20 protein-coding genes and 1 pseudogene are annotated in these 18,604 nt (G+C 68.3%); 3 read left to right on the top strand and 18 right to left on the bottom strand.

The window, feature by feature from the left end:
- Positions 1 to 37: 37 nt before the first annotated feature.
- The 5 genes from AC3WQR_RS17590 to AC3WQR_RS17570 are packed head-to-tail and all read right to left on the bottom strand — an operon-like array spanning position 38 to position 5,304.
- The gene (locus AC3WQR_RS17590; RefSeq protein WP_492743006.1) at positions 38 to 883 is read right to left on the bottom strand and encodes an ABC transporter ATP-binding protein; all 846 of its coding nucleotides are present in this window, start codon (positions 881 to 883) and stop codon (positions 38 to 40) included.
- The gene (locus AC3WQR_RS17585; RefSeq protein WP_492743005.1) at positions 880 to 1,728 is read right to left on the bottom strand and encodes an ABC transporter ATP-binding protein; all 849 of its coding nucleotides are present in this window, start codon (positions 1,726 to 1,728) and stop codon (positions 880 to 882) included. The genes AC3WQR_RS17590 and AC3WQR_RS17585 overlap by 4 nt, the downstream gene beginning before the upstream one ends.
- Positions 1,712 to 2,269, bottom strand: a complete 558-nt coding sequence (locus AC3WQR_RS17580; protein WP_095948444.1) for an OsmC family protein — start codon at positions 2,267 to 2,269, stop codon at positions 1,712 to 1,714. Before AC3WQR_RS17580 ends, AC3WQR_RS17585 begins: the two co-directional genes overlap by 17 nt.
- Positions 2,270 to 2,283: 14 nt before the next feature.
- Complete coding sequence (locus AC3WQR_RS17575; RefSeq protein WP_492743002.1) at positions 2,284 to 4,113, bottom strand: ABC transporter permease; 1,830 nt, start codon at positions 4,111 to 4,113, stop codon at positions 2,284 to 2,286.
- On the bottom strand, positions 4,114 to 5,304 hold the full coding sequence (locus AC3WQR_RS17570) for an ABC transporter substrate-binding protein (protein WP_492743000.1): 1,191 nt from the start codon (positions 5,302 to 5,304) through the stop codon (positions 4,114 to 4,116). It abuts the gene before it with no gap.
- 162 nt (positions 5,305 to 5,466) lie between these two features.
- Here AC3WQR_RS17570 and AC3WQR_RS17565 point away from each other — a divergent pair, with 162 nt between their 5' ends.
- Positions 5,467 to 6,108 (top strand): GDSL-type esterase/lipase family protein, encoded by a 642-nt coding sequence (locus AC3WQR_RS17565; protein ID WP_492742998.1) that lies wholly within the window; start codon positions 5,467 to 5,469, stop codon positions 6,106 to 6,108.
- Here AC3WQR_RS17565 and AC3WQR_RS17560 read toward each other — a convergent pair.
- Positions 6,086 to 6,544 carry a hypothetical protein gene (locus AC3WQR_RS17560; RefSeq protein WP_492742996.1) on the bottom strand — a complete coding sequence of 153 codons (459 nt, stop codon included), beginning with the start codon at positions 6,542 to 6,544 and terminating at the stop codon, positions 6,086 to 6,088. The genes AC3WQR_RS17565 and AC3WQR_RS17560 overlap by 23 nt on opposite strands.
- A gap of 96 nt (positions 6,545 to 6,640) precedes the next feature.
- Here AC3WQR_RS17560 and AC3WQR_RS17555 point away from each other — a divergent pair, with 96 nt between their 5' ends.
- Positions 6,641 to 7,018, top strand: a complete 378-nt coding sequence (locus AC3WQR_RS17555) for a MerR family transcriptional regulator (protein ID WP_095948439.1) — start codon at positions 6,641 to 6,643, stop codon at positions 7,016 to 7,018.
- A 54-nt stretch (positions 7,019 to 7,072) separates the two neighbouring features.
- On the opposite strand, the gene AC3WQR_RS17550 is transcribed toward AC3WQR_RS17555, so the two are convergent.
- The 5 genes and pseudogenes from AC3WQR_RS17550 to AC3WQR_RS17530 all read right to left on the bottom strand — a co-directional run bounded on the left by AC3WQR_RS17550 (position 7,073) and on the right by AC3WQR_RS17530 (position 10,025).
- Positions 7,073 to 7,669, bottom strand: coding sequence for an SMI1/KNR4 family protein (locus AC3WQR_RS17550; protein ID WP_492743015.1), 597 nt, complete (start codon positions 7,667 to 7,669; stop codon positions 7,073 to 7,075).
- A gap of 75 nt (positions 7,670 to 7,744) precedes the next feature.
- Positions 7,745 to 8,257: pseudogene (locus AC3WQR_RS17545) on the bottom strand (class IV adenylate cyclase); the annotation flags it as partial.
- Between the two features lie 300 nt (positions 8,258 to 8,557).
- Positions 8,558 to 8,914, bottom strand: a complete 357-nt coding sequence (locus tag AC3WQR_RS17540; RefSeq protein WP_492742994.1) for a hypothetical protein — start codon at positions 8,912 to 8,914, stop codon at positions 8,558 to 8,560.
- Positions 8,911 to 9,510, bottom strand: a complete 600-nt coding sequence (locus tag AC3WQR_RS17535) for a cob(I)yrinic acid a,c-diamide adenosyltransferase (RefSeq protein ID WP_062473752.1) — start codon at positions 9,508 to 9,510, stop codon at positions 8,911 to 8,913. Before AC3WQR_RS17535 ends, AC3WQR_RS17540 begins: the two co-directional genes overlap by 4 nt.
- 14 nt (positions 9,511 to 9,524) lie before the next feature.
- Complete coding sequence (locus AC3WQR_RS17530; protein WP_492742992.1) at positions 9,525 to 10,025, bottom strand: DinB family protein; 501 nt, start codon at positions 10,023 to 10,025, stop codon at positions 9,525 to 9,527.
- 76 nt (positions 10,026 to 10,101) lie between these two features.
- On the opposite strand from AC3WQR_RS17530, the gene AC3WQR_RS17525 reads away from it, so the two are divergent.
- Positions 10,102 to 11,526: an FAD-binding oxidoreductase gene (locus AC3WQR_RS17525; protein WP_070061438.1), complete on the top strand. Its 1,425-nt coding sequence runs from the start codon at positions 10,102 to 10,104 to the stop codon at positions 11,524 to 11,526.
- A gap of 87 nt (positions 11,527 to 11,613) precedes the next feature.
- Here the strand turns inward: AC3WQR_RS17525 and AC3WQR_RS17520 are convergent, their stop codons facing one another.
- The 7 genes from AC3WQR_RS17520 to mnmG all read right to left on the bottom strand — a co-directional run bounded on the left by AC3WQR_RS17520 (position 11,614) and on the right by mnmG (position 18,515).
- Positions 11,614 to 12,513 (bottom strand): CsgG/HfaB family protein, encoded by a 900-nt coding sequence (locus AC3WQR_RS17520; RefSeq protein WP_070061439.1) that lies wholly within the window; start codon positions 12,511 to 12,513, stop codon positions 11,614 to 11,616.
- Positions 12,514 to 12,644: 131 nt separating this feature from the next.
- Positions 12,645 to 13,598: a ParB/RepB/Spo0J family partition protein gene (locus AC3WQR_RS17515; RefSeq protein WP_062473760.1), complete on the bottom strand. Its 954-nt coding sequence runs from the start codon at positions 13,596 to 13,598 to the stop codon at positions 12,645 to 12,647.
- The gene (locus tag AC3WQR_RS17510; RefSeq protein ID WP_492742990.1) at positions 13,598 to 14,143 is read right to left on the bottom strand and encodes an RBBP9/YdeN family alpha/beta hydrolase; all 546 of its coding nucleotides are present in this window, start codon (positions 14,141 to 14,143) and stop codon (positions 13,598 to 13,600) included. The genes AC3WQR_RS17515 and AC3WQR_RS17510 overlap by 1 nt, the downstream gene beginning before the upstream one ends.
- Positions 14,144 to 14,191: 48 nt before the next feature.
- Entirely contained in the window at positions 14,192 to 15,112 is a 921-nt protein-coding gene (locus AC3WQR_RS17505) for a ParA family protein (protein WP_062473764.1), read from the bottom strand.
- A gap of 29 nt (positions 15,113 to 15,141) precedes the next feature.
- Complete coding sequence (locus AC3WQR_RS17500) at positions 15,142 to 15,756, bottom strand: LysE family transporter (RefSeq protein ID WP_095743039.1); 615 nt, start codon at positions 15,754 to 15,756, stop codon at positions 15,142 to 15,144.
- Between the two features lie 114 nt (positions 15,757 to 15,870).
- Entirely contained in the window at positions 15,871 to 16,515 is a 645-nt protein-coding gene (rsmG, locus tag AC3WQR_RS17495; protein ID WP_095948434.1) for a 16S rRNA (guanine(527)-N(7))-methyltransferase RsmG, read from the bottom strand.
- The gene (gene mnmG / locus AC3WQR_RS17490; RefSeq protein WP_492742988.1) at positions 16,512 to 18,515 is read right to left on the bottom strand and encodes a tRNA uridine-5-carboxymethylaminomethyl(34) synthesis enzyme MnmG; all 2,004 of its coding nucleotides are present in this window, start codon (positions 18,513 to 18,515) and stop codon (positions 16,512 to 16,514) included. Before mnmG ends, rsmG begins: the two co-directional genes overlap by 4 nt.
- Between the last annotated feature and the right edge of the window lie 89 nt (positions 18,516 to 18,604).

Genomic DNA, 18,604 nt, shown 5'->3' with positions numbered 1-18,604 from the left:
GGTGAAGGTCTTCCTCGCGGCAAAGGGGTCGTCGTGGTCAGGAGGCGGTGCGGGCGGCGCCCTCGCCGCCCAGGTAGGCATCGCGGATGCGCGCGTCGGCCAGCAGTGCGCGCGCCGGGCCCGAGAGCACGATGCGGCCCGTCTGCAGCACGTAGCCGTGGTGCGCGATCTGCAGCGCGAGGCTGGCGTTCTGCTCGACCATGAAGACCGAGACGCCCTGCGCGTTGATGCGCGCGATGAGCTCGAGCACCTTGTCGACGTACAGCGGCGACAGGCCCATGGTGGGTTCGTCCATGCACAGCAGCTGCGGCCGGCCCATGAGCGCACGCGCCATGGCCACCATCTGCTGCTCGCCGCCCGAGAGCGTGCCGGCCAGGAAGCCCAGGCGCTGCGCCACGCGCGGGAACAGCTCGAGCATGCGTTCCAGGTCGTCGGCCACGGCCGCGCGGTCGCGGCGCGCATAGGCGCCCATGAGCAGGTTCTCGCGCACGGTCATCGCGGGGAACAGGCGGCGCGCCTCGGGCACCGAGCCGATGCCCTTGCGGATGATCTGCGGCGTGCTCAGGCCGAGCGTCGATTCGCCGTTGAAGCGGACCTCGCCCGAACGCGGCTTGAGCAGGCCGAGCACGATCTTCATCGTGGTCGACTTGCCGCTGGCGTTGCCGCCGAGCAGGCTGACGATCTGGCCCTTGCGCACTTCGATGTCGAGATCGAAGTGGGCCTGCACGGGGCCGTAGAAGCTGTTGACCTTCTGGAGCTGCAGCAGGGGCGCCACCGCACTCACCGGTGCTTGCGCGAGGGCGCGTTCAGGCAGGTCGTCGTTTCTCCCCTCTCCCCAGAGGGAAGAAGGCGACAGGCCGGTGCGCGCGACGGTGGCGATCATGCGGGCACCGCTTCTTCCTGCGCTTGACCGACCTGGCGATGGCCGAGGTAGGCCTCGATCACCGCGGGGTCGTTGCGCACGTCGTCGGGCAGGCCTTCGGCGATCTTGCGGCCATCGTCGAGCACGGCCACGCGGTCGGACAGCTGCATCACGAGGTCGAGCTTGTGCTCGATCAGCAGGATGGTCTGGCCGCGCGCCTTGAGGCCGCGAATGATCTCCAGCATCTCGGCCGTCTCGCTCTCGTTCATGCCGGCCGTGGGCTCGTCGAGCAGCAGCAGGCGCGGCCGCAGCGCGAGCGCGCGCGCGATCTCCACGCGGCGGCGGTTGGCGTACGAGAGGCTGTAGGCCGGATGGTCGGTGCGCGGCGTGAGACGTTCGCCGAAGAGCGCGATGATCTCGCGCGCCTCGTCGCGCAGGGCTTCTTCCTCGCGCCGCACCGCCCCTGGCTGCACCAGTGCGAGTGCCAGCTCCGCCAGCGCCCCGAGGCCCGGCACGCCGCCCACGCGCGGTTTCACGGCGCGCAGCCGCGTGTGCGCGCCGACCAGCACGTTGTCGAGCACCGAGAGGTTCGCGAACACGCGCCCGTGCTGGAAGGTGCGCGCCAGGCCGCGCTGTGCGAGCTGTTGCGCGGGCAGGCCAGTGATGTCGTGGCCGTCGAAGCGCACCTGCCCGGCATCGGGCCTGTCGAGGCCGGTGACGAGGTTGAACAGCGTGGTCTTGCCGGCACCGTTCGGGCCGATCACGCTCAGCAGTTCGCCCTCGTCCACCTGCAGGTCGACGGCGTTGACGGCCGTGAGCCCGCCGAAGCGGCGCACGAGGCCGCGGACCTCAAGCAGCGACGGCATCGGCGACCTTCGCCTTCGAGTTCACGAGCTTCACCTCGGCGCGGATCGTCTGCGGGTTGCGCAGCAGATTGAGGATGGGGCAGTTGCGCTCCACCGCTTCGAACAGCGCATCGATCTCTTCGCGGCTCGCGGGCGAATCGATGTGCACGGTGTAGCCGATCTCGTGCGGCCAGATCGGCGTCTGCTCGTGGCCCGGCTTGCCGCCGCGCGGGTCGATGACGCCGGTCACCTCGACCTCGAGGCTTTCGAGCGGCACCTGGCGTTCGGCCGCCTGGATCAGGAAGATGTGCGTCACGCAGGTGCCGAGCACGCCCAACTGCAGCTCGGGCGAACTCGGGCCGAGGTTGTAGCCCGCGAAATCGGGCGGGCTGTCGCTGATCACCTGGTGCTCGCGGATGCGCAGGCGGCGCACGCCGCTGCGGCCTTCGGCGCGCACGCTGGCCTTGAGCTGCGAAGGTTGCGCAGTGCCAGCCGCGACGGCGGCGTTGCGTGCCAGCACGGCGGTGCGTTTCTCGGCGAGGTAGTCGTTGAGGTGGCTCATGGTGTGTGGTTCTTTCAGACGGTGCCGAGCAGGCCTTGGGGACGGAAGCGGATGAGGAGCAGGAGCGCCACGCCGTAGATCAGCATGCGGTACTCGGCCGTCACGCGGAACAGCTCGGGCAGGCTCACGAGTGCGACTGCACCCAGCAATGCGCCGCTGATGTTCCCGAGCCCGCCGAGGATCACCATGGTGAGCGCGAGGATCGAGATCTGCGAGCCGAAGGTCTCGTGGTTGATGTACGAGTACATGTGCGCGGTGAAGGCGCCGCTCACGCCCGCTGCGAAGCCGCCGAAGCCGAAGGCCAGCGCCTTGTAGCGGTCGGGGCTCACGCCGTAGGCGCGCGCGGCCACCTCGTCCTCGCGCACCGCGCGGAAGGTGCGGCCCAGGTGCGAGCGCAAGAGGCGCCACTGCAGCAGGGCCAGCAGCACCAGCGCACCGAACGAGGCCCAGTAGATCGCCTCGTTCGACGACGCATCGCGCCCGAACAGCGACAGCGGCGGAATGCCCGAGACGCCGATGGGCCCGCGCGTGAGGCTTTCCCAGTTGAGGATGGTGAGCGCCACGATCTCGCCGATGCCCAGCGTGGCGATCGACACGTAGTGCCCGCGCAGCCGGAAGGCCGGGAAGATCAGCGCCGTGCCGATCAGCGAGGTGAGCACGCCCGCGGCCACGATGCCCGTGCCCACCGGCAGGTGCAGGTCGAGCACCAGCAGCGACGAGGCATATGCGCCGATGGCCAGCAGCCCCGCATGGCCCAGCGAGATCTGGCCGATGGTGCCGGCCACCAGCGTAAGACTCAGCGCGAGCGCACCGTAGAGCCACGCGTTGGTGAGCGTCTGCAGCACATAGGGCGAGGGATCGAACAGCGGCAGCAGCACGGCCGCGGCGAACAGCGCGAGCAACAGGCGCGGCGGCACGCGCCACGGCTTGCTCGGTGCGATGAAGGTGCCGGTGAGCGGCTCGGGCGGCAGCACACGCTTGCGGCCGAAGAGGCCATTGGGCTTCCACACCAGGATGACCAGCAGCAGCGCGAAGGCAAACAGGTTGCGGTACGGCGTGCCGAGGATCGCCACGCCATAGCTTTCGATGAGCCCCAGCAGCAGGCTGCCGACGATGGCGCCCGGCACATTGCCCACGCCACCGACCACCGTCGCCACCACGCCCTTGAGCGTGGCCTGGAAGCTCATCGCCGGGCTGATGTTGTTGTAGTACATGCCCACCAGCAGGCCCGAGAGCCCGCCCAGTGCGGCGGCGATGGCGAACACGGTCTGGTTCACGCGGTTCACGTCCACGCCCATCTGCTGCGCGGCGTCGCGGTCCTGCGCGGTGGCGCGCACGGCCCAGCCCAGCTTCGTGAAACGCAGGAAGCCGAACAGCACGGCCGCGCTCGCGATGCCGATGCCCGCGATCAAGAGGTCGAGCGCGCCGATGGTGCCGGTGCCGATCTGCAGGCGCCAGTCGGGCAGCTGCGTGGGCAGCGCGCGCGGGTCGGGGCTGAACACCAGCTGCACGAGGATGTCGAGCACGAAGCTGATGCCGATGGTGGCCAGGAGCGGCGCGATGCGCGCGGCGCCCTGCAGCGGCCGCAGGCCCACGCGCTCGATGAGCATGCCGAGCGCGCCCGAGCCGATCACCACCAGCGCGATCGTGATGGGCAGCGGCGTGTGCAGGTAGGTGATGCTCGCCCAGCCGATGTACGCGCCCACGGTGTAGACCGAGCCGTGCGCGAAGTTGATGAGGTGCGAGACGCCGAAGATCAGCGCGAGCCCGACCGCCAGCAACGCATAGATGTTGCCGATGATCAGGCCGTTGACCGTGTGGTCGAAGAAGGAGGTGAAGCTCATCTACTTGGCCGATGCCAGCGCCGCCGCCTTCTCGTCGATCTGCGCCCACTTGCCGTCCTTCACCACCAGGTTGACGCTCTTCACGCCGATCACGCGGCGCGTCTGCGCATCGAAGGTGGCCTTGCCGAAGATGACGCTGGGCACGTCCTTGATCTTGTAGAACGCGTCGCGCACGGCCTTGCGGTCGGCCTTGGGGCCGGCTTCGCGCAGCGCGGCGGCCGCATACACCACGGCGTCGTAGGCATAGGCGTTGAAGGCGTCGGGTTCCTTGCTGTACTTGGCGCGGAAGCTCTTCACGAAGGCCTGCACTTCGGTGCGCGGCTCCTCGGGGAAGAAGGCGGTGTTGGTGTGGATGCCGTTCACGGCCGCGCCGCCGAGCTCGATGAACTTGGGCGAGTAGACCGAGCCCACGGCGGCGATCGGCTGCTTCAGGCCCACGCTGCGCACCTGGCCCGCGATGAGCGCGCCGTCGGGGTAGTACGAGATGAGTACCACGCCGTCGGGGTTGGCGTCGCGCACGCGCACCAGGGTCGAGCGGAAGTCTTTCTCGTCGGGCTGGTAGCCCTCGGCAATGGCGAGCTGCGCGCCGCGTTCCTGCGCGGCCTTCACGAGCACGTCCTTGCTGGTGCGGCCCCAGTCGGTGTTCAGGAACAGCACGGCGATGCGCTTGAAGCCCAGCGTCTTCACGGCGAGGTCGGCCAGCAGCGGCTGCGCGTCGGCCTGGCTGATCGAGGGGCTCCAGATGTAGTCGCCGCCCTTGGTGAAGTCGGGGTGCGAGTTGGTGAAGCCCAGCTGCACGAGGCCCGCGCGCTGGTAGATGGGCGAGGCGGCCATCGAGGCGGGGCTGGAGAAGTCGCCCAGTTCGATAAGCACGCGCTTGTCGTTCACGAGCTTCTGCGCAATGGCGACGGACTGGCGCGGGTCGCTCTGGCTGTCCTCGAAGTTGTAGGCCAGCGGACGGCCATGGATGCCGCCCTGCGCGTTGATGTGCTCCAGCGCGAGGTCGAAGCCGGCCTTCCACTGCGCGCCGTACTGCGCGTTCTGTCCGGTGAGCGGGCCGCTCACGCCGAACCACACGGGCTCGCCGCTGGCGGGTGCGGCCCAGGCCGCGAGCGGCGCGGCCAGCAAGGCGGCGGACAGTGCGACCGCATGGCGCAGGAAACGATGGCGGGTGAACAGCGGCGGCAGCATGGCGTCGGACCTCGGTGGCAGTGAAAGGATGTGCAGGGCCGCGATTCTTCGCCGCTGTCCCGGCGCCGGGAAGGAACGAAAACGGAGAGGCTTATGCGCTTTCCGAGCAAGCGAAGGGGCAAACGCCAACGGCCGCGCGGCCTCGTTTAAGCTGCGCGCCACATGAAGCGACGCCACCTCCTCCAGATGCTCGCCGGCGTGCCGGCCACCGCCCTGCTGCTCTCCGCGTGCGGCAAACGAAAGGCCTCAGCCAACGCGTTGAAGCCCGATGCCCGCGTGCTGGCGCTGGGCGACAGCCTGACCTTCGGCTACGGCGCATCGCCCGACACGGCATGGCCCGCGAAGCTGGGCGAGCTCACGGGCTGGCAGGTCGAGAACGCGGGCGTCAACGGCGACACCTCGGCGGGTGCGCTGGAGCGCCTGCCCGCGCTGCTGGCCGCCGGCAGCTACGACGCGATCCTGATCGGCATCGGCGGCAACGACATGCTGCGCGGCGTGTCGCCCGCCAGCACGCGCGAGAACCTTGCGGCATTGATCGAGCAGGCGCGCGCGCACACGTCGCATGTGGCGGTGCTGGCCACGCCGGCGCCCGATGCGATGCGCGCGGTGGTCGGCTCGCTCAGCGACGCGCCGTTCTACGAAGAGGTGGCGAAGTCGGGGCAGGCGCTGCTGGTCGCCGGTGTGTATTCGAGCGTGCTGTCGGATGCGGCCCTGCGCTCGGACCGCATCCACGCGAACGCGAAGGGCTACGCCCAGGTGGCGCAGCAGCTGGCCGAGCAGCTCAAGGCTGCGGGCTGGCGCTGAGGTTTGTTGCGCTGTTGGAGCGCATCGGTGCGCCTGCTGTGGCACTGCGCACCGGCAGGCTCTCGAGCACGCCGAACAGCAGTTCCATCGCGGTGAAGCCGAGGATGATCAGGCTGGCGCCCTGCGTCACGGCGTAGACCTGCCAGGTCGCGAACAGGAAGCGCGCCACGACGTCGTAGCGGCCATAGCGCAGGCGCGGATCGCGGATGCGCAGCACGGCCCAGACGGTGACCACAGAGCCAAGCAGGTTGGCCATCAGCATGTGCACGGGGTCGAAGGCCGGGAAGCTGCCCGGCAGCTGCAGCGTCTGGATGGTCCACAGCAGCAGAGCGTGCACTGCGGCAAAGGTCCACGGCGTGGCGAAGCCGATGGTCACCACGAGGTCGTACCAGGCGCTGGCGCGGACGATGCGTTGGTAGGTGGGAAGCGCGATCATGAAGAAGAGCCCTGCAGGGAGTGAAGAAGCCCCGGAAGCTAAAGCCTCGGGTACGCTCCAGGGTCAAGCACATTCTTCGGCGAAGGAACCACGACCATGCAGATCGGCCAGCTGGCTTCGGCGACGGGCTTGAGCCGCGACACGCTGCGCTTCTACGAAGAGCGCGGCCTGATTCGCGCGCAGCGTGGCAGCAACGGCTACCGGGTCTATGCGAAGGAAACCGTGCAGATGGTGGGCTACATCCGCACCGCGCAGAAGCTCGGCTTCAGCCTCCACGAGATCGGCGACAACCTGCCCGCGGTGTGGGAGTCGGCCGCGCCCGACCAGGCGATTGCGGCGCTGTTGGCCGACAAGGTCTCGGTCATCGACCAGAAGATCGCCGAGCTGAACGCGCTGCGGCAAGACCTGCTGGCGCGCGTGCCCGCGGGCTGTCCGATGGCTCAGGCGGCCTGCGCGCGCAACAGGTCGACGTAGGCGCCCTGCACCAGTTGGCTTTCGGCTTGCTCGGCGCAGCGTGCCTCCAGTCGTTCAGGCACCACGCTGTGAAGCAAAGAGAATCTTGATGGCGTCCAGGAAATGAGACATCTCGGGCTCCTTCGTGTTGAGGCTTCGTCCGCCATCGTCTTCGAGTCTGACCGTTGAGTTGCCCGATTCCAATTGGTCCACCAGCCACTCCAGAAAGGCCGCAACAGAACTCGCGACGACGAACTTCTCGTCTTCGTCTCGCCCGAAGTTGATGACTTGCCCGATCGTTCCACGTGGTCCCGGGTCCAGATCAACTCCGAGGTAGTTGCCACCGTGGTCGTACGCGAACGGAATCCAGTACGCGTTCGCGTAGATCTCCTTGACGGTGCCCGCCGATGCCGACTTCGAGAACATGCTTGCTCCCTCCATGACCTCAGGCGAGGTCTCGTCGGCGATCTTCTTCCAGTCGATCCAGTGGCCCTTCGACTGCGCCATCGACAAGAACGACAAGCCATAGAACGGCCCGGTGTTGGCAGTCCCTGCCTGCCCGTCGTGTGCTCTGTACAAGTCTTTCAGCGACGCGGGAAAGCTCCTGCCGACTTCGCGCTCGAACTCAGCGATGGCCGCCTCTGTGCATCCTGGTGCCAGGTCTGCGTGCACCTCCTGGAGGTTGATCTCGAGCCATTTCTCGAGACGCTCCCTCGCAGTTGCTCCCGCCTTGGAAGGCGCGGCCTGCGCGCGCAACAGGTCGACGTAGGCGCCCTGCACCAGTTGGTCTTCAGCGACGCCGAGCCGGGCCATGAGCGCATGGGCTTCGGCCACGCCGGCGTCGGCGGGCTCGCCGTCTTGCAGCACCACTTCGAGTTCGAGGAATTCACCGAGGCCTTCGACGCGGTCGAGGTGCACGCGCGTGCGGCCCACGAGGAACAGGCGGCGCTGCTTGCGCACGCGGCCGGCCTGGCCCCAGGCGAGCGTGAGCGATTCGCGCAGCGCGTCGGGCGTGGCGGTGGGCGTGATCAGGTAGAACGATTCCTTCGGGCCGGTGCTGTCGGCGCGGCGGTAGAAGATGAGCTCGGCGCGGTCGGGCGCGAAGGTGCGCAGCTTGAGGCGGTCGGCGCTGTGCTCGCAGCGGAAGAAGGTGTCGTCCTGGGCGATCTCGATGGGGCCCTGGTCGGTGAGCGTTGCGACGATTTCTGCGATGCGGTCGACGCTGTCGATGTGGGCCTTGATCTCTATGTTTCTTGCCATGTCTGTGGGCTTTCCTTTCGGTGGGTTCGGGGCGCGTGCACAGGCCACCGGGTACTTCCCTCCGCGAATGTCCCCCGGGCTTCGCCCTCCTCCTTGATTTCGCTGCGGGAAGCACCCAGTGTCCTGCGCACGGGAAGCGGCGCTGGTGTGCGGCCGATCAACGACCGCACTGCCCAGCGCTCACGCCGATGCGGTGCCTTGCGCAGCGAAATCAAGGAGGAGGCCGCAGGCCGGGGGACATTCGCGGAGCAAGGTACCGCGTCGGCGGGAGCATCGCCCTGAACGAACAGCAGCAACGAATCAAGGCGCGTTGCCCTGCGGCCCCACAGGCGGCGGCGCAGCGCGGCCACTCGAGCCCGGTGCCAGCTTGCGTCCGAAGGACTCGCCCACGTTGCGCACGGGCCGGCTGGCTTTTTCCGACACGTTGCTCACACCGCGCCGCGTAGCGGCATCGGCGCGGTTGACGCCGCGGCCGGCGGCGTTGGTGCCGCGTTGCACGCTGCCCACCACCTTGCCGCTGCGCGAGGGCGACTTGATCGTGTGGGCGCGTTCGGCCTGGGGCGGGTTGTCGGCGCTCTGCGCCTGCGCGGTGACGGGCAGGCAGAGCGCGGCGGCGATGGCGGCGAGCGATGCGGCGGTGATGTGAAGCTTCTTCATGGCGTCGTCCCCTGGGAGTGGTCTTCGGATTCGGCGGCGGCCGCGCGGGCCATGCGTTCGCTCTTCCAGTACACGTCGTCGCCGCCGTTCATGCGGTTGAGCACGCGCGCGAGCACGAAGAGCAGGTCGCTGAGCCGGTTGAGGTACTGGCGCGGCGCGTCGTTGAGTTCGGTGGTGGCGCCCAGCGACACCACGGCGCGCTCGGCACGCCGCGCCACGGTGCGGCACACGTGCGCCAGCGAAGCGGCGCGCGTGCCGGCGGGCAGGATGAATTCGGCCAGGCGCGGCAAGGCGGCGTTGTGGTCGGCCAGCGCGTTGTCGATCTGCAGCAGCGCCTCGGGCTTGAGCAGCGTGAAACCGGGCATCGAGAGCTCGCCGCCAAGGTTGAACAGCTGGTGCTGCACATCGACCAGCAGCTCGCGCACGGGCTCTGGCAGCGGTTCGCACAGCAGCACGCCGATGTGCGAGTTGAGTTCGTCCACGTCGCCCATCGCGTGCACGCGCAGGTGGTCCTTGGGCACGCGGGTGTTGTCGCCCAGGCCGGTGGTGCCGTCGTCGCCGGTGCGGGTGGCGATCTGGGAAAGTCGGTTGCCCATGGGCGCTCCTCGGTTCAGGTCGAAAGGCCGGCGGCGTCGATCTTGCCGGCCAGCCATTGCAGTCCGGCCAGATGCTGATGGTCGTGGCTGCACAGGTAATGGATGAGGCTGCGCATCGTGAGCGGGCCGTAGCCCTCGAACACGGCCGTGCGCGCCAGTTGCGCGTCGCTGAGCTGCGAGATGATTTCCATCGTCTGCACGCGCGCCTGGCGGAACTCGGCGAGCACCGCTGCAGGGTCGGCCGCGGCGTAATGGCGCTCGATGGCCAGCGGCTCGCTGTCGATCGATGCGAGCGTCGGATGGGTCTCGGCGAGCGTGCGGCGAAAGCGCACGTGGTAGCCCTCGATCTCGATGTCGCGCACATGGCACAGCTGCTCGATGGCGGTGAAGGCCTCGCTGGGCACGCCCTCCCACGAAGGCGGCGCCCAATGCCGAAAGGCTTTGGGAATGGCCGCGTAGTGGGCTTCGAGCTGCGAGGGAAAGGCCGCGAGGGCTGCAAGGGTCGTGGGGTTCATGTCTTTTACCGAAGCGCATTATGGTGCGCGCTCCGTAAAATGACCGATCCCCCTCAGCCCCTCCAGGAGACGCCCGATGAACGCCCCGACTTCCACCTCGCACCTGATGCCGGCGCTTCATCTGCGCGATGTCCCCGCAGCCCTGATCGACGGGCTGAAGGCGCGCTTCGGCGACAACTGTTCCACGGCGATGGCGGTGCGCACGCAGCACGGGCGCGACGAGTCGTCATTCGACGCACCGCCGCCCGCGGCCGTGGTGTTCGCCGAAAGCACGCAGGATGTTGCAGATGCCGTGAAGCTCGCCAGCGAGCACAGCGTGCCGGTCATTCCCTTCGGCGTGGGCTCTTCGCTCGAAGGCCACCTGCTCGCGGTGCAAGGCGGCATCAGCATCGACGTGTCGCGCATGAACCAGGTGCTGTCGATCAACGCCGACGACCTCACGGTGACGGTGCAGCCGGGTGTCACGCGCAAGCAGCTCAACGAAGAGATCAAGAGCACGGGCCTGTTCTTCCCCATCGACCCGGGCGCCGACGCCTCCATCGGCGGCATGACAGCCACGCGCGCCAGCGGCACGAACGCGGTGCGCTACGGCACGATGCGCGAGAACGTGCTGGCGCTCGAAGTGGTCACGGCCAGCGGCGACATCATCCGCACCGGCACGCGCGCCAAGAAGTCGTCGGCCGGCTACGACCTCACGCGCCTCATGGTGGGCAGCGAAGGCACGCTGGGCGTGGTGACCGAGGTCACGCTGCGCATCTACCCGCTGCCCGAGGCGGTGTCGGCCGCGATCTGCTCGTTCCCGAGCATCGAGGCCGCGGTGCGCACCACCATCGAGACGATTCAGCTGGGCGTGCCGATCGCGCGCGTGGAACTGATCGACGTGAACACGGTGCGCATGGTGAACGCCTACGCCAAGCTCAACCTGCGCGAAGAACCGATGCTGCTGATGGAATTCCACGGCTCGCCCGCGGGCGTGAAGGAACAGGCCGAAACGGTGCAGGAACTCGCCAGCGGCCACGGCGGCAACGCCTTCGAATGGGCCAGCACGCCGGAAGAACGCACGCGCCTGTGGACCGCGCGGCACAACAGCTACTTCGCGGCCGTGCAGTCGCGCCCGGGCTGCCGCGTGATCTCGACCGACACCTGCGTGCCGATCTCGCGCCTGGCCGACTGCCTGCTCGACTCGGTGGCCGAAGCCGATGCCAGCGGCATCCCCTACTTCCTCGTCGGCCACGTGGGCGACGGCAACTTCCACTTCGGCTACCTGCTCGACCCGAACATCCCCGAAGAGCGCGTGAAGGCCGAAGAACTGAACCACGCGCTGGTGAGCCGCGCGTTGGCGCTCGAAGGCACCTGCACGGGCGAGCACGGCGTGGGCCTGCACAAGATGGACTTCCTGGTGACCGAAGCCGGCGTGGGCGCGATCGACATGATGCGCACGATCAAGCGCGCGCTCGATCCGAAGAACATCATGAACCCGGGCAAGATCTTCAGCCTCTGATCCCTCGCGATCACGCATCAATGAAAAAGCCCGGCGGCTCGCAAGAGCGCCGGGCTTTTTCGTGGCCCGAAGGCCCGCGTCCTGTTCTTACCTGCGGCGACGTGCCGGTGCCGGCTCCGGCGGCACGTAGGTCTGCGAAGGCGCAGCGCCCCCATCGACACCCAAGCGGCCACCGCCGCCCAGGCCCTGGCCGCGCACCGTCTGCGCCTTGTAGTTGCGCAGCGAACGAACCATCTGGTTGAAGGCGTCCATGAAGGCTGCGGCAATCACCTTGCCCTGCGCCGTGTTGGTGTAGCCGCCGAGGCCACCGGCGCCGCTGCGGCCGGCCAGGCCACCGAAGGCGCCGAAGTCGGTCTTGGAGGCGCTGCCCTCGGCTGCCGCGACCTGCACGCCCGAGCGGTTGTCGATGAGCGTCAGCAAGGCGCTGGCTTCCTTGGTCTGCAGGCTGCCGCCGACGGCTGCGATGGCACGGCCACGGCCGCCCCCCACGAGGCCGCCGAGCGCGCCGCCGATGCCGCCGGCATCGCTGTTGCTGAACACGATCTCGGGCGACAGGCCGTAGTCGGAGGCCACCATCTGGCCGCGGCCGAAGTTGCTGCCGCCGCGCATCTCGCCCGACTGCTGCAGCGCGCGTTCACGCGTCATCGCGTTCATGCCGGCCGCGCCGCGCTCGACGACGATGAAGCAGTTCGACTGCTGCACCAGCAAACGCAACAGATTTGCAGTAGGCGGCAGGCGGTACTCGCCCGTGAGGATGGTGTACCAGCCGGCGTTGACGTTCTCGACCAGCGACACGGTCCCGAGCGGCGATTCGCAGCGCTCGAGCTGGCTGCTCTCACCCGAGGTGGCACCGCCGGCGGCGCTGCCCGTGGCCATGGTCTTGGCCGATTGGCTGCCCATCTGCATGTCGGTGGTGGCGCAGCCCGTGAGCAGCAACGCGCCGACGGCGACTGCGGCGAGCGGGAACTTGGTGGCGAAGAACGGCATGGTCGACTCCCTCGTTTCGATGGTGGTGGTCTTGCAGGGCTGAAAGAAAAACCGCGATCGAGGATACGCGCAAAGGATTGCAGGAATCAATCAAACGAACGCTGGGGTCCGTCTTCGCAACCCGGACCGAACTAGGCCGTTCGGCGGATGCGCTCGATGAGCCCGTTGAGTGCTTCGATGGAGCCGAAGTGGATCGCCAGCTCGCCGCTCTCGCCGCGCTTCGTGCGCTTCTTGATGCGCACCTCGACCTCGGCCGTGAGCAGGTCGGCCAGCTCTTCTTCCACGCGCTGCAGGTCGCGCGACTTCTCGCCGGCATTGCCGCGTCGCGAGGGCGTGAGCGTGAACTCGGCCGCGAGCTTCTTCACCAGTGCCTCGGCCTCGCGCACCGACATCTTCTTGGCGGCGATCTGGTTGGCGGCGGTGATCTGCGTGCCGCGGTCGAGCGACAGCAGCGCGCGCGCATGGCCCATGTCGATGTCGCCGGCCATCAGCATCAGCTGCGCGGGCTCGGCCAGGTTCAGCAGGCGCAGCAGATTGCTGGCGGCACTGCGCGAACGGCCGACGGCCTGGGCCGCCATTTCGTGAGTGAGCCCAAACTCGGTCACCAGGCGTTGCAGGCCTTGGGCCTCTTCCAGCGGATTGAGGTCTTCGCGCTGGATGTTCTCGATGAGCGACATGGCCGCTGCGGCCTCGTTGGGCACGTCGCGCACCAGCACCGGCACGGTGTCCAGGCCGGCGAGCCGGGCGGCACGGAAGCGCCGCTCGCCCGCGATGATTTCGTACTCGGCGTTCTTGGCCGCGGCCGATTCGGCGTCGAGCCGGCGCACCAGGATCGGCTGCATGATGCCCTGCACCTTGATGCTCTCGGCCAGCTCGTACAGCGCGCCCTCGTCCATGCGGGTGCGCGGCTGGTAGACGCCGGCCACCATCTGGTCGAGCTTCAGGGTGTTGGGGTTCTGCGGGGCGCCGCCCTCTTCCGTGGCGCGGTCACCGCCATTGCCGAGCGGATCGGCGGAGGGTGCGGCCGTCGGGCCGAGCAGCGCTTCGAGGCCGCGGCCCAGGCCCTTGGGTTTCTTGGTCGCCATCAGTGCGTGTCTTTCGAGAGGTCGTTCAGGAGTTTCCGGCCTTCGGGCCAGTCGCCCAGGCCGGATTCGGCGTTCAGGTGGCCACCGGTGCCGGCATCGATGAAGCGTGCGCCCCAGTCGCGGGCCAGCTGCTTGGAGCGTGAGGCTTCGCAGTACGGGTCGTCGTTGGCGGCGATGAGCACGGCCGGAAACGGCAGCGGCTGGCGCACGATGGGCGCCCAGCCGGGAATCAATTGGCGCAGGTCGTCGCGCTCCAGGTCGCCGGGCGCCACCAGCAGCGCGCCGCGCACCTTGTGCGTGTTGCGCGAATGGGCCGCCCAGGCGGCGGTGAGGATGCAGCCGAGGCTGTGGGCAGCCAGCACCACGGCGCCCGGCGCGGCCAGCACTTCTTCTTCGAGGCGGATCGACCAGTCGCCGCGCAGCGGGCGCATCCACTCGTGCTGGTCGACGCGGCGGTCGCCGTAGACCGACTCCCAGCGGGTCTGCCAATGGCCGGGGCCGCTGTTCTGCCATCCGGGCAGCAGCAGGATGCGGGGTTCACTCATGGCTGGTTGCTACGAACTTGATAGCGCCTGCCGCCCATCGGGCGAGCATCAGACGGGGTTTTGGTCGGTGTCGGCGACGGAAGCGGAAGGCGCGGCGGCCAGCACATCGTCGGGGATCGGCAGGTCGGGCACCACGCGCGGCGGGGGCGTGACCGGCGGTGCCACCGCGCCCGAGGCGAAGGCGCTCGCGGGCGGCATCTTGGCGACCAGCTCTTCGGCGAAGGCGATGAAGGCCTGGCTGCCGCGGGCGGACGGGTCGAACACCACGCCCGGCAGGCCGTAGCTCGGCGCTTCGGCCAGGCGCACATTGCGCGGGATCACGGTGTCGAACACCTTGTCGCCGAAGTGGGACTTGAGCTGCTCGCTCACCTGCTGCTGCAGCGTGATGCGCGGATCGAACATCACGCGCAGCAGGCCGATGATCTGCAGGTTCTTGTTGAGGTTGGCGTGCACCTGCTTGATGGTGTTGACCAGGTCCGTGAGCCCTTCGAGCGCGAAGTACTCGCACTGCATCGGCACGATCACGCCGTGGGCCGCGCACAGGCCGTTGAGCGTCAGCAGGCTCAGGCTCGGCGGGCAGTCGATCAACACGAAGTCGTACTCGGCGCCGACCGCCGCCAGCGCGGTGCGCAGGCGTTTTTCGCGGCGGTCGAGTGCCACCATTTCGACTTCGGCGCCGGCCAGCTCACGGTTGGCGCCCAGCACGTCGTAGCTGGCCTCGGCCTCCACGAGCTTGTCGGACTTCACCCGCGCCTCGGCCACCGAGGCCGACTCGAGCAGCACGTCGTACACCGTGAGCTCCAGCTGGCGCTTGTCGATGCCCGAACCCATGGTGGCGTTGCCCTGGGGATCGAGGTCGATCATCAGCACGCGCTGGCCCACCTTGGCCAGGCCGGCGGCGAGATTGACAGTGGTGGTGGTCTTGCCGACGCCGCCCTTCTGGTTGGCGATGCAGAAAATCTTGGCCATGTGTCGTCAGTGCGGGTCGTCGGGGTCGGTCAGCGCGAGATCGCGAGCTTGATGCCGAAGGCAATCAGGAAGGTGCCGGCCAGCTTTTCGAGCGTGGCCGAGATGCGGGGATTGGCGCGGATGCGCTCGGCCAGGAAGTGCGTGAGCAGCGTCGAGGTCAGGCCGTACAGGAAGGTCAGCGCGGCGATGGTCACGGCCATGGCGCCGAAGGTGATGACACCCTGGTGGCGCGCCGGATCGACGAACAGCGGGAAGAAGGCCATGTAGAACACGATCGCCTTGGGGTTCAGCAAGGTGATCGTCAGCGCCTGGCGCAGGAAATGGCTCGGGCGGATGTTCAGGATCGGCGCCGCGCCGGGCTTGGCCAGGAGCATCTTGAGACCGAGCCACGCCAGGTAGGCGGCGCCCAGCCACTGCACCGCCTTGAAGGCCGCCGGGTAAGCGGCCAGCACGGCCGACACGCCCGCCACCGCCGCCCACATCAGGACCTGGTCTCCCAGGATCACGCCGAAGGTCGCTGCCAGGCCGCCACGAATGCCGCCTTTGCTGGTCGAAGTGATCAGCGCCAGATTGCCCGGGCCGGGAATCAGAAGGAACAGGACGATGGCGGCGACGAATGCGCCGTAGTCAGCGATGCCGAACATGGGATGTGCCTCGAAAAAGAGAGCCAGGGGGAGGCTTCGAGTCTAAGGCAGGCCAGCGCCGGGAAGATTGCTCCGGCACCGGCTTTTGCCGGCGCCGTCGCATCTTTTACGAAATCAGGCGGCCTCTTTGCGCGCCCAGACGATGCAACGCTCGGCGTCCAGGCCCGGCACCGTCAGTTGTTCCACGTGAAACACTGCGACGCCGGCCGGCAAGACGGCCAGTTCGTCGGTCGGCACCTTGCCCTTCATGGCCAGCCAGACGCCGCCCGGTGCCAGCAGATGCACCGAGCCGTTGAAGAAATCGGGCAGCGACGCGAAGGCGCGCGAGCTGATCACCTCGTAGCTGCCGGCCAGCGATTCGACCCGCGCGTGCAGGCCACGCAGGTTCGGCAGCTCCAGTTCGGCCGCCACCTGCTGCACAAAGGCCGCCTTCTTGGCGACGGCATCGAGGCAGCTGACCTCGATGTCGGGTCGCATGATGGCGATCACCACGCCCGGCAGACCGCCGCCGGAGCCGACGTCGAGCAGCCTGCCCTTCCCTGCCCACTCGCGCTGCAGCGGTGCGACGGCCGCGAGGCTGTCGAGCAGGTGGTGCGTCATGACGCCGGCCGGGTCGCGCACGGCCGTCAGGTTGTAGACCTTGTTCCACTTGAGCATCAGCGTGCCGTAGGCCAGCAGCTGTTCGCCCTGCGTGTCGGACAGGGCCACGCCCAGGGCGGCTGCGCCTGCACGCAGCGTGTCGAGGGGGGTCGCGCTCATGGTGCGGTGTGCGGCTCGGTGGCTGCAGCTTCGGTGGTTTCGGCGGGCGCGGCGGGCGCGGCGGGCGCGGCGGTATCGACGGCATCGCGGGCGAAGGCCTTGTGCCCGCCCTTGCGCAGGTGAATCATCAGCAGCGAGATCGCGGCGGGCGTGACGCCCGAGATGCGCGATGCCAGCCCCAGCGTTTCGGGCCGGTGCTTGTCCAGCTTCTGGCGCACCTCGAAGCTCAGGGCCTTGACCTGGCCGTAGTCGAAATCGACCGGCAGCTTCAGGTTCTCGAAGTGGGCGGCGCGCTCCACTTCGTCGTGCTGGCGCTCGATGTAGCCGGAGTACTTGGCGGAGATCTCGATCTGCTCGATCTCGGAAGCGCTCAGCGCCGACGACGGTCCGTACTTGCCGCCGTCCAGCGACATCAGGGTTTCGTAGTTCACGTCGGGCCGGCGCAGCAGGTCGGCCAGGTTGTATTCGTGCTCGATGGCCTTGCCCAGCACCCGGGCCGACTCGGTCGCCGGCAGGTTGCGCGGGTTCACCCAGATCGACTTGAGCCGCTCTGTTTCACGTGAAACAGCGTCGCGCTTGCGGCTGAAAGCGTCCCAGCGCGCGTCGTCCACGAGGCCCAGCTTGCGCCCTGCTTCGGTCAGGCGCATGTCGGCGTTGTCCTCGCGCAGCTGCAGCCGGAACTCGGCGCGGCTGGTGAACATGCGGTACGGCTCGGTCACGCCCTTGGTGATCAGGTCGTCGACCAGCACACCCAGGTAGGCCTCGTCGCGGCGCGGCAGCCAGGCGTCTTCGCCCCGGCACTGCAACGCGGCATTGATGCCGGCGAACAGGCCCTGGGCCGCGGCTTCTTCGTAGCCGGTGGTGCCGTTGATCTGTCCGGCAAAGAACAGGCCGCGGATCGCACGGGTCTCGAAGCTGCTCTTGAGCTCGCGCGGATCGAAGTAGTCGTACTCGATGGCGTAGCCCGGGCGCAGGATGTGGGCGTTTTCCAGGCCCGGCATCGAACGCACCAGCTGGTACTGGATGTCGAACGGCAGGCTGGTCGAGATCCCGTTCGGGTAGTACTCGTTGGTCGTCAGGCCTTCGGGCTCGAGAAAGATCTGATGGCTGTCCTTGTCGGCGAAGCGGTTGATCTTGTCTTCCACGCTCGGGCAGTAGCGCGGACCGACGCCGTCGATCTTGCCGGTGAACATCGGGCTGCGGTCGAAGCCCGAGCGGATGATGTCGTGCGTACGCTGGTTGGTGTGCGTCACCCAGCACGGCATCTGCTGCGGGTGCATCTCGACCTTGCCCATGAAGCTGAACACCGGCATCGGCCCTGCCCCACCGGGCATGCCGTCGCCGGGTTGTTCGGTGCACTTCGAGAAGTCGATGCTGCGCCCGTCCAGGCGCGGCGGCGTGCCGGTCTTCAGTCGGCCCTGCGGCAGCTTGAGTTCCTTCAGGCGCGCCGACAGGCTGATCGCCGGCGGGTCGCCCGCGCGGCCGGCCTGGTAGTTGTCGAGGCCGACGTGGATGCGACCGTCGAGGAACGTGCCCGCGGTCAGCACCACGGTGCGCGCGCGGAAAGAAATGCCCACCTGCGTGACGGCACCGACGACGCGGTCGCCTTCGATCATCAGGTCGTCGACGGCCTGCTGGAACAGGCTGAGGTTCGGCTGGTTTTCCAGGCGGTGGCGGATCGCGGCCTTGTACAGCACGCGGTCGGCCTGCGCCCGCGTGGCGCGCACGGCCGGGCCCTTGCTCGAGTTGAGGATGCGGAACTGGATGCCCGCCTCGTCCGTGGCAATGGCCATCGCGCCGCCGAGCGCGTCGACCTCCTTCACGAGGTGGCCCTTGCCGATGCCGCCGATCGACGGGTTGCAGCTCATCTGCCCCAGCGTCTCGATGTTGTGGGAGAGCAGCAGCGTCTTGGCGCCCATGCGTGCGGAAGCGAGCGCGGCTTCGGTGCCGGCATGGCCACCGCCGACGACGATCACATCGAATTCTTCGGGGTACAGCATTGGAAAAAGGAGCGCACCACAGGACGCGTGCGCGGCGCAAAAAAGGGCACTAATTTTAAGCGGCGATGCCCTGCCGCAACCCCTGTGTG

It is taken from the genome of Variovorax sp. FW305-3-2-15-B-LB1 (assembly GCF_058787635.1).
Note: the sequence above shows the minus strand (reverse complement) of the source record. Positions and strands in the feature narration are given on the sequence as shown.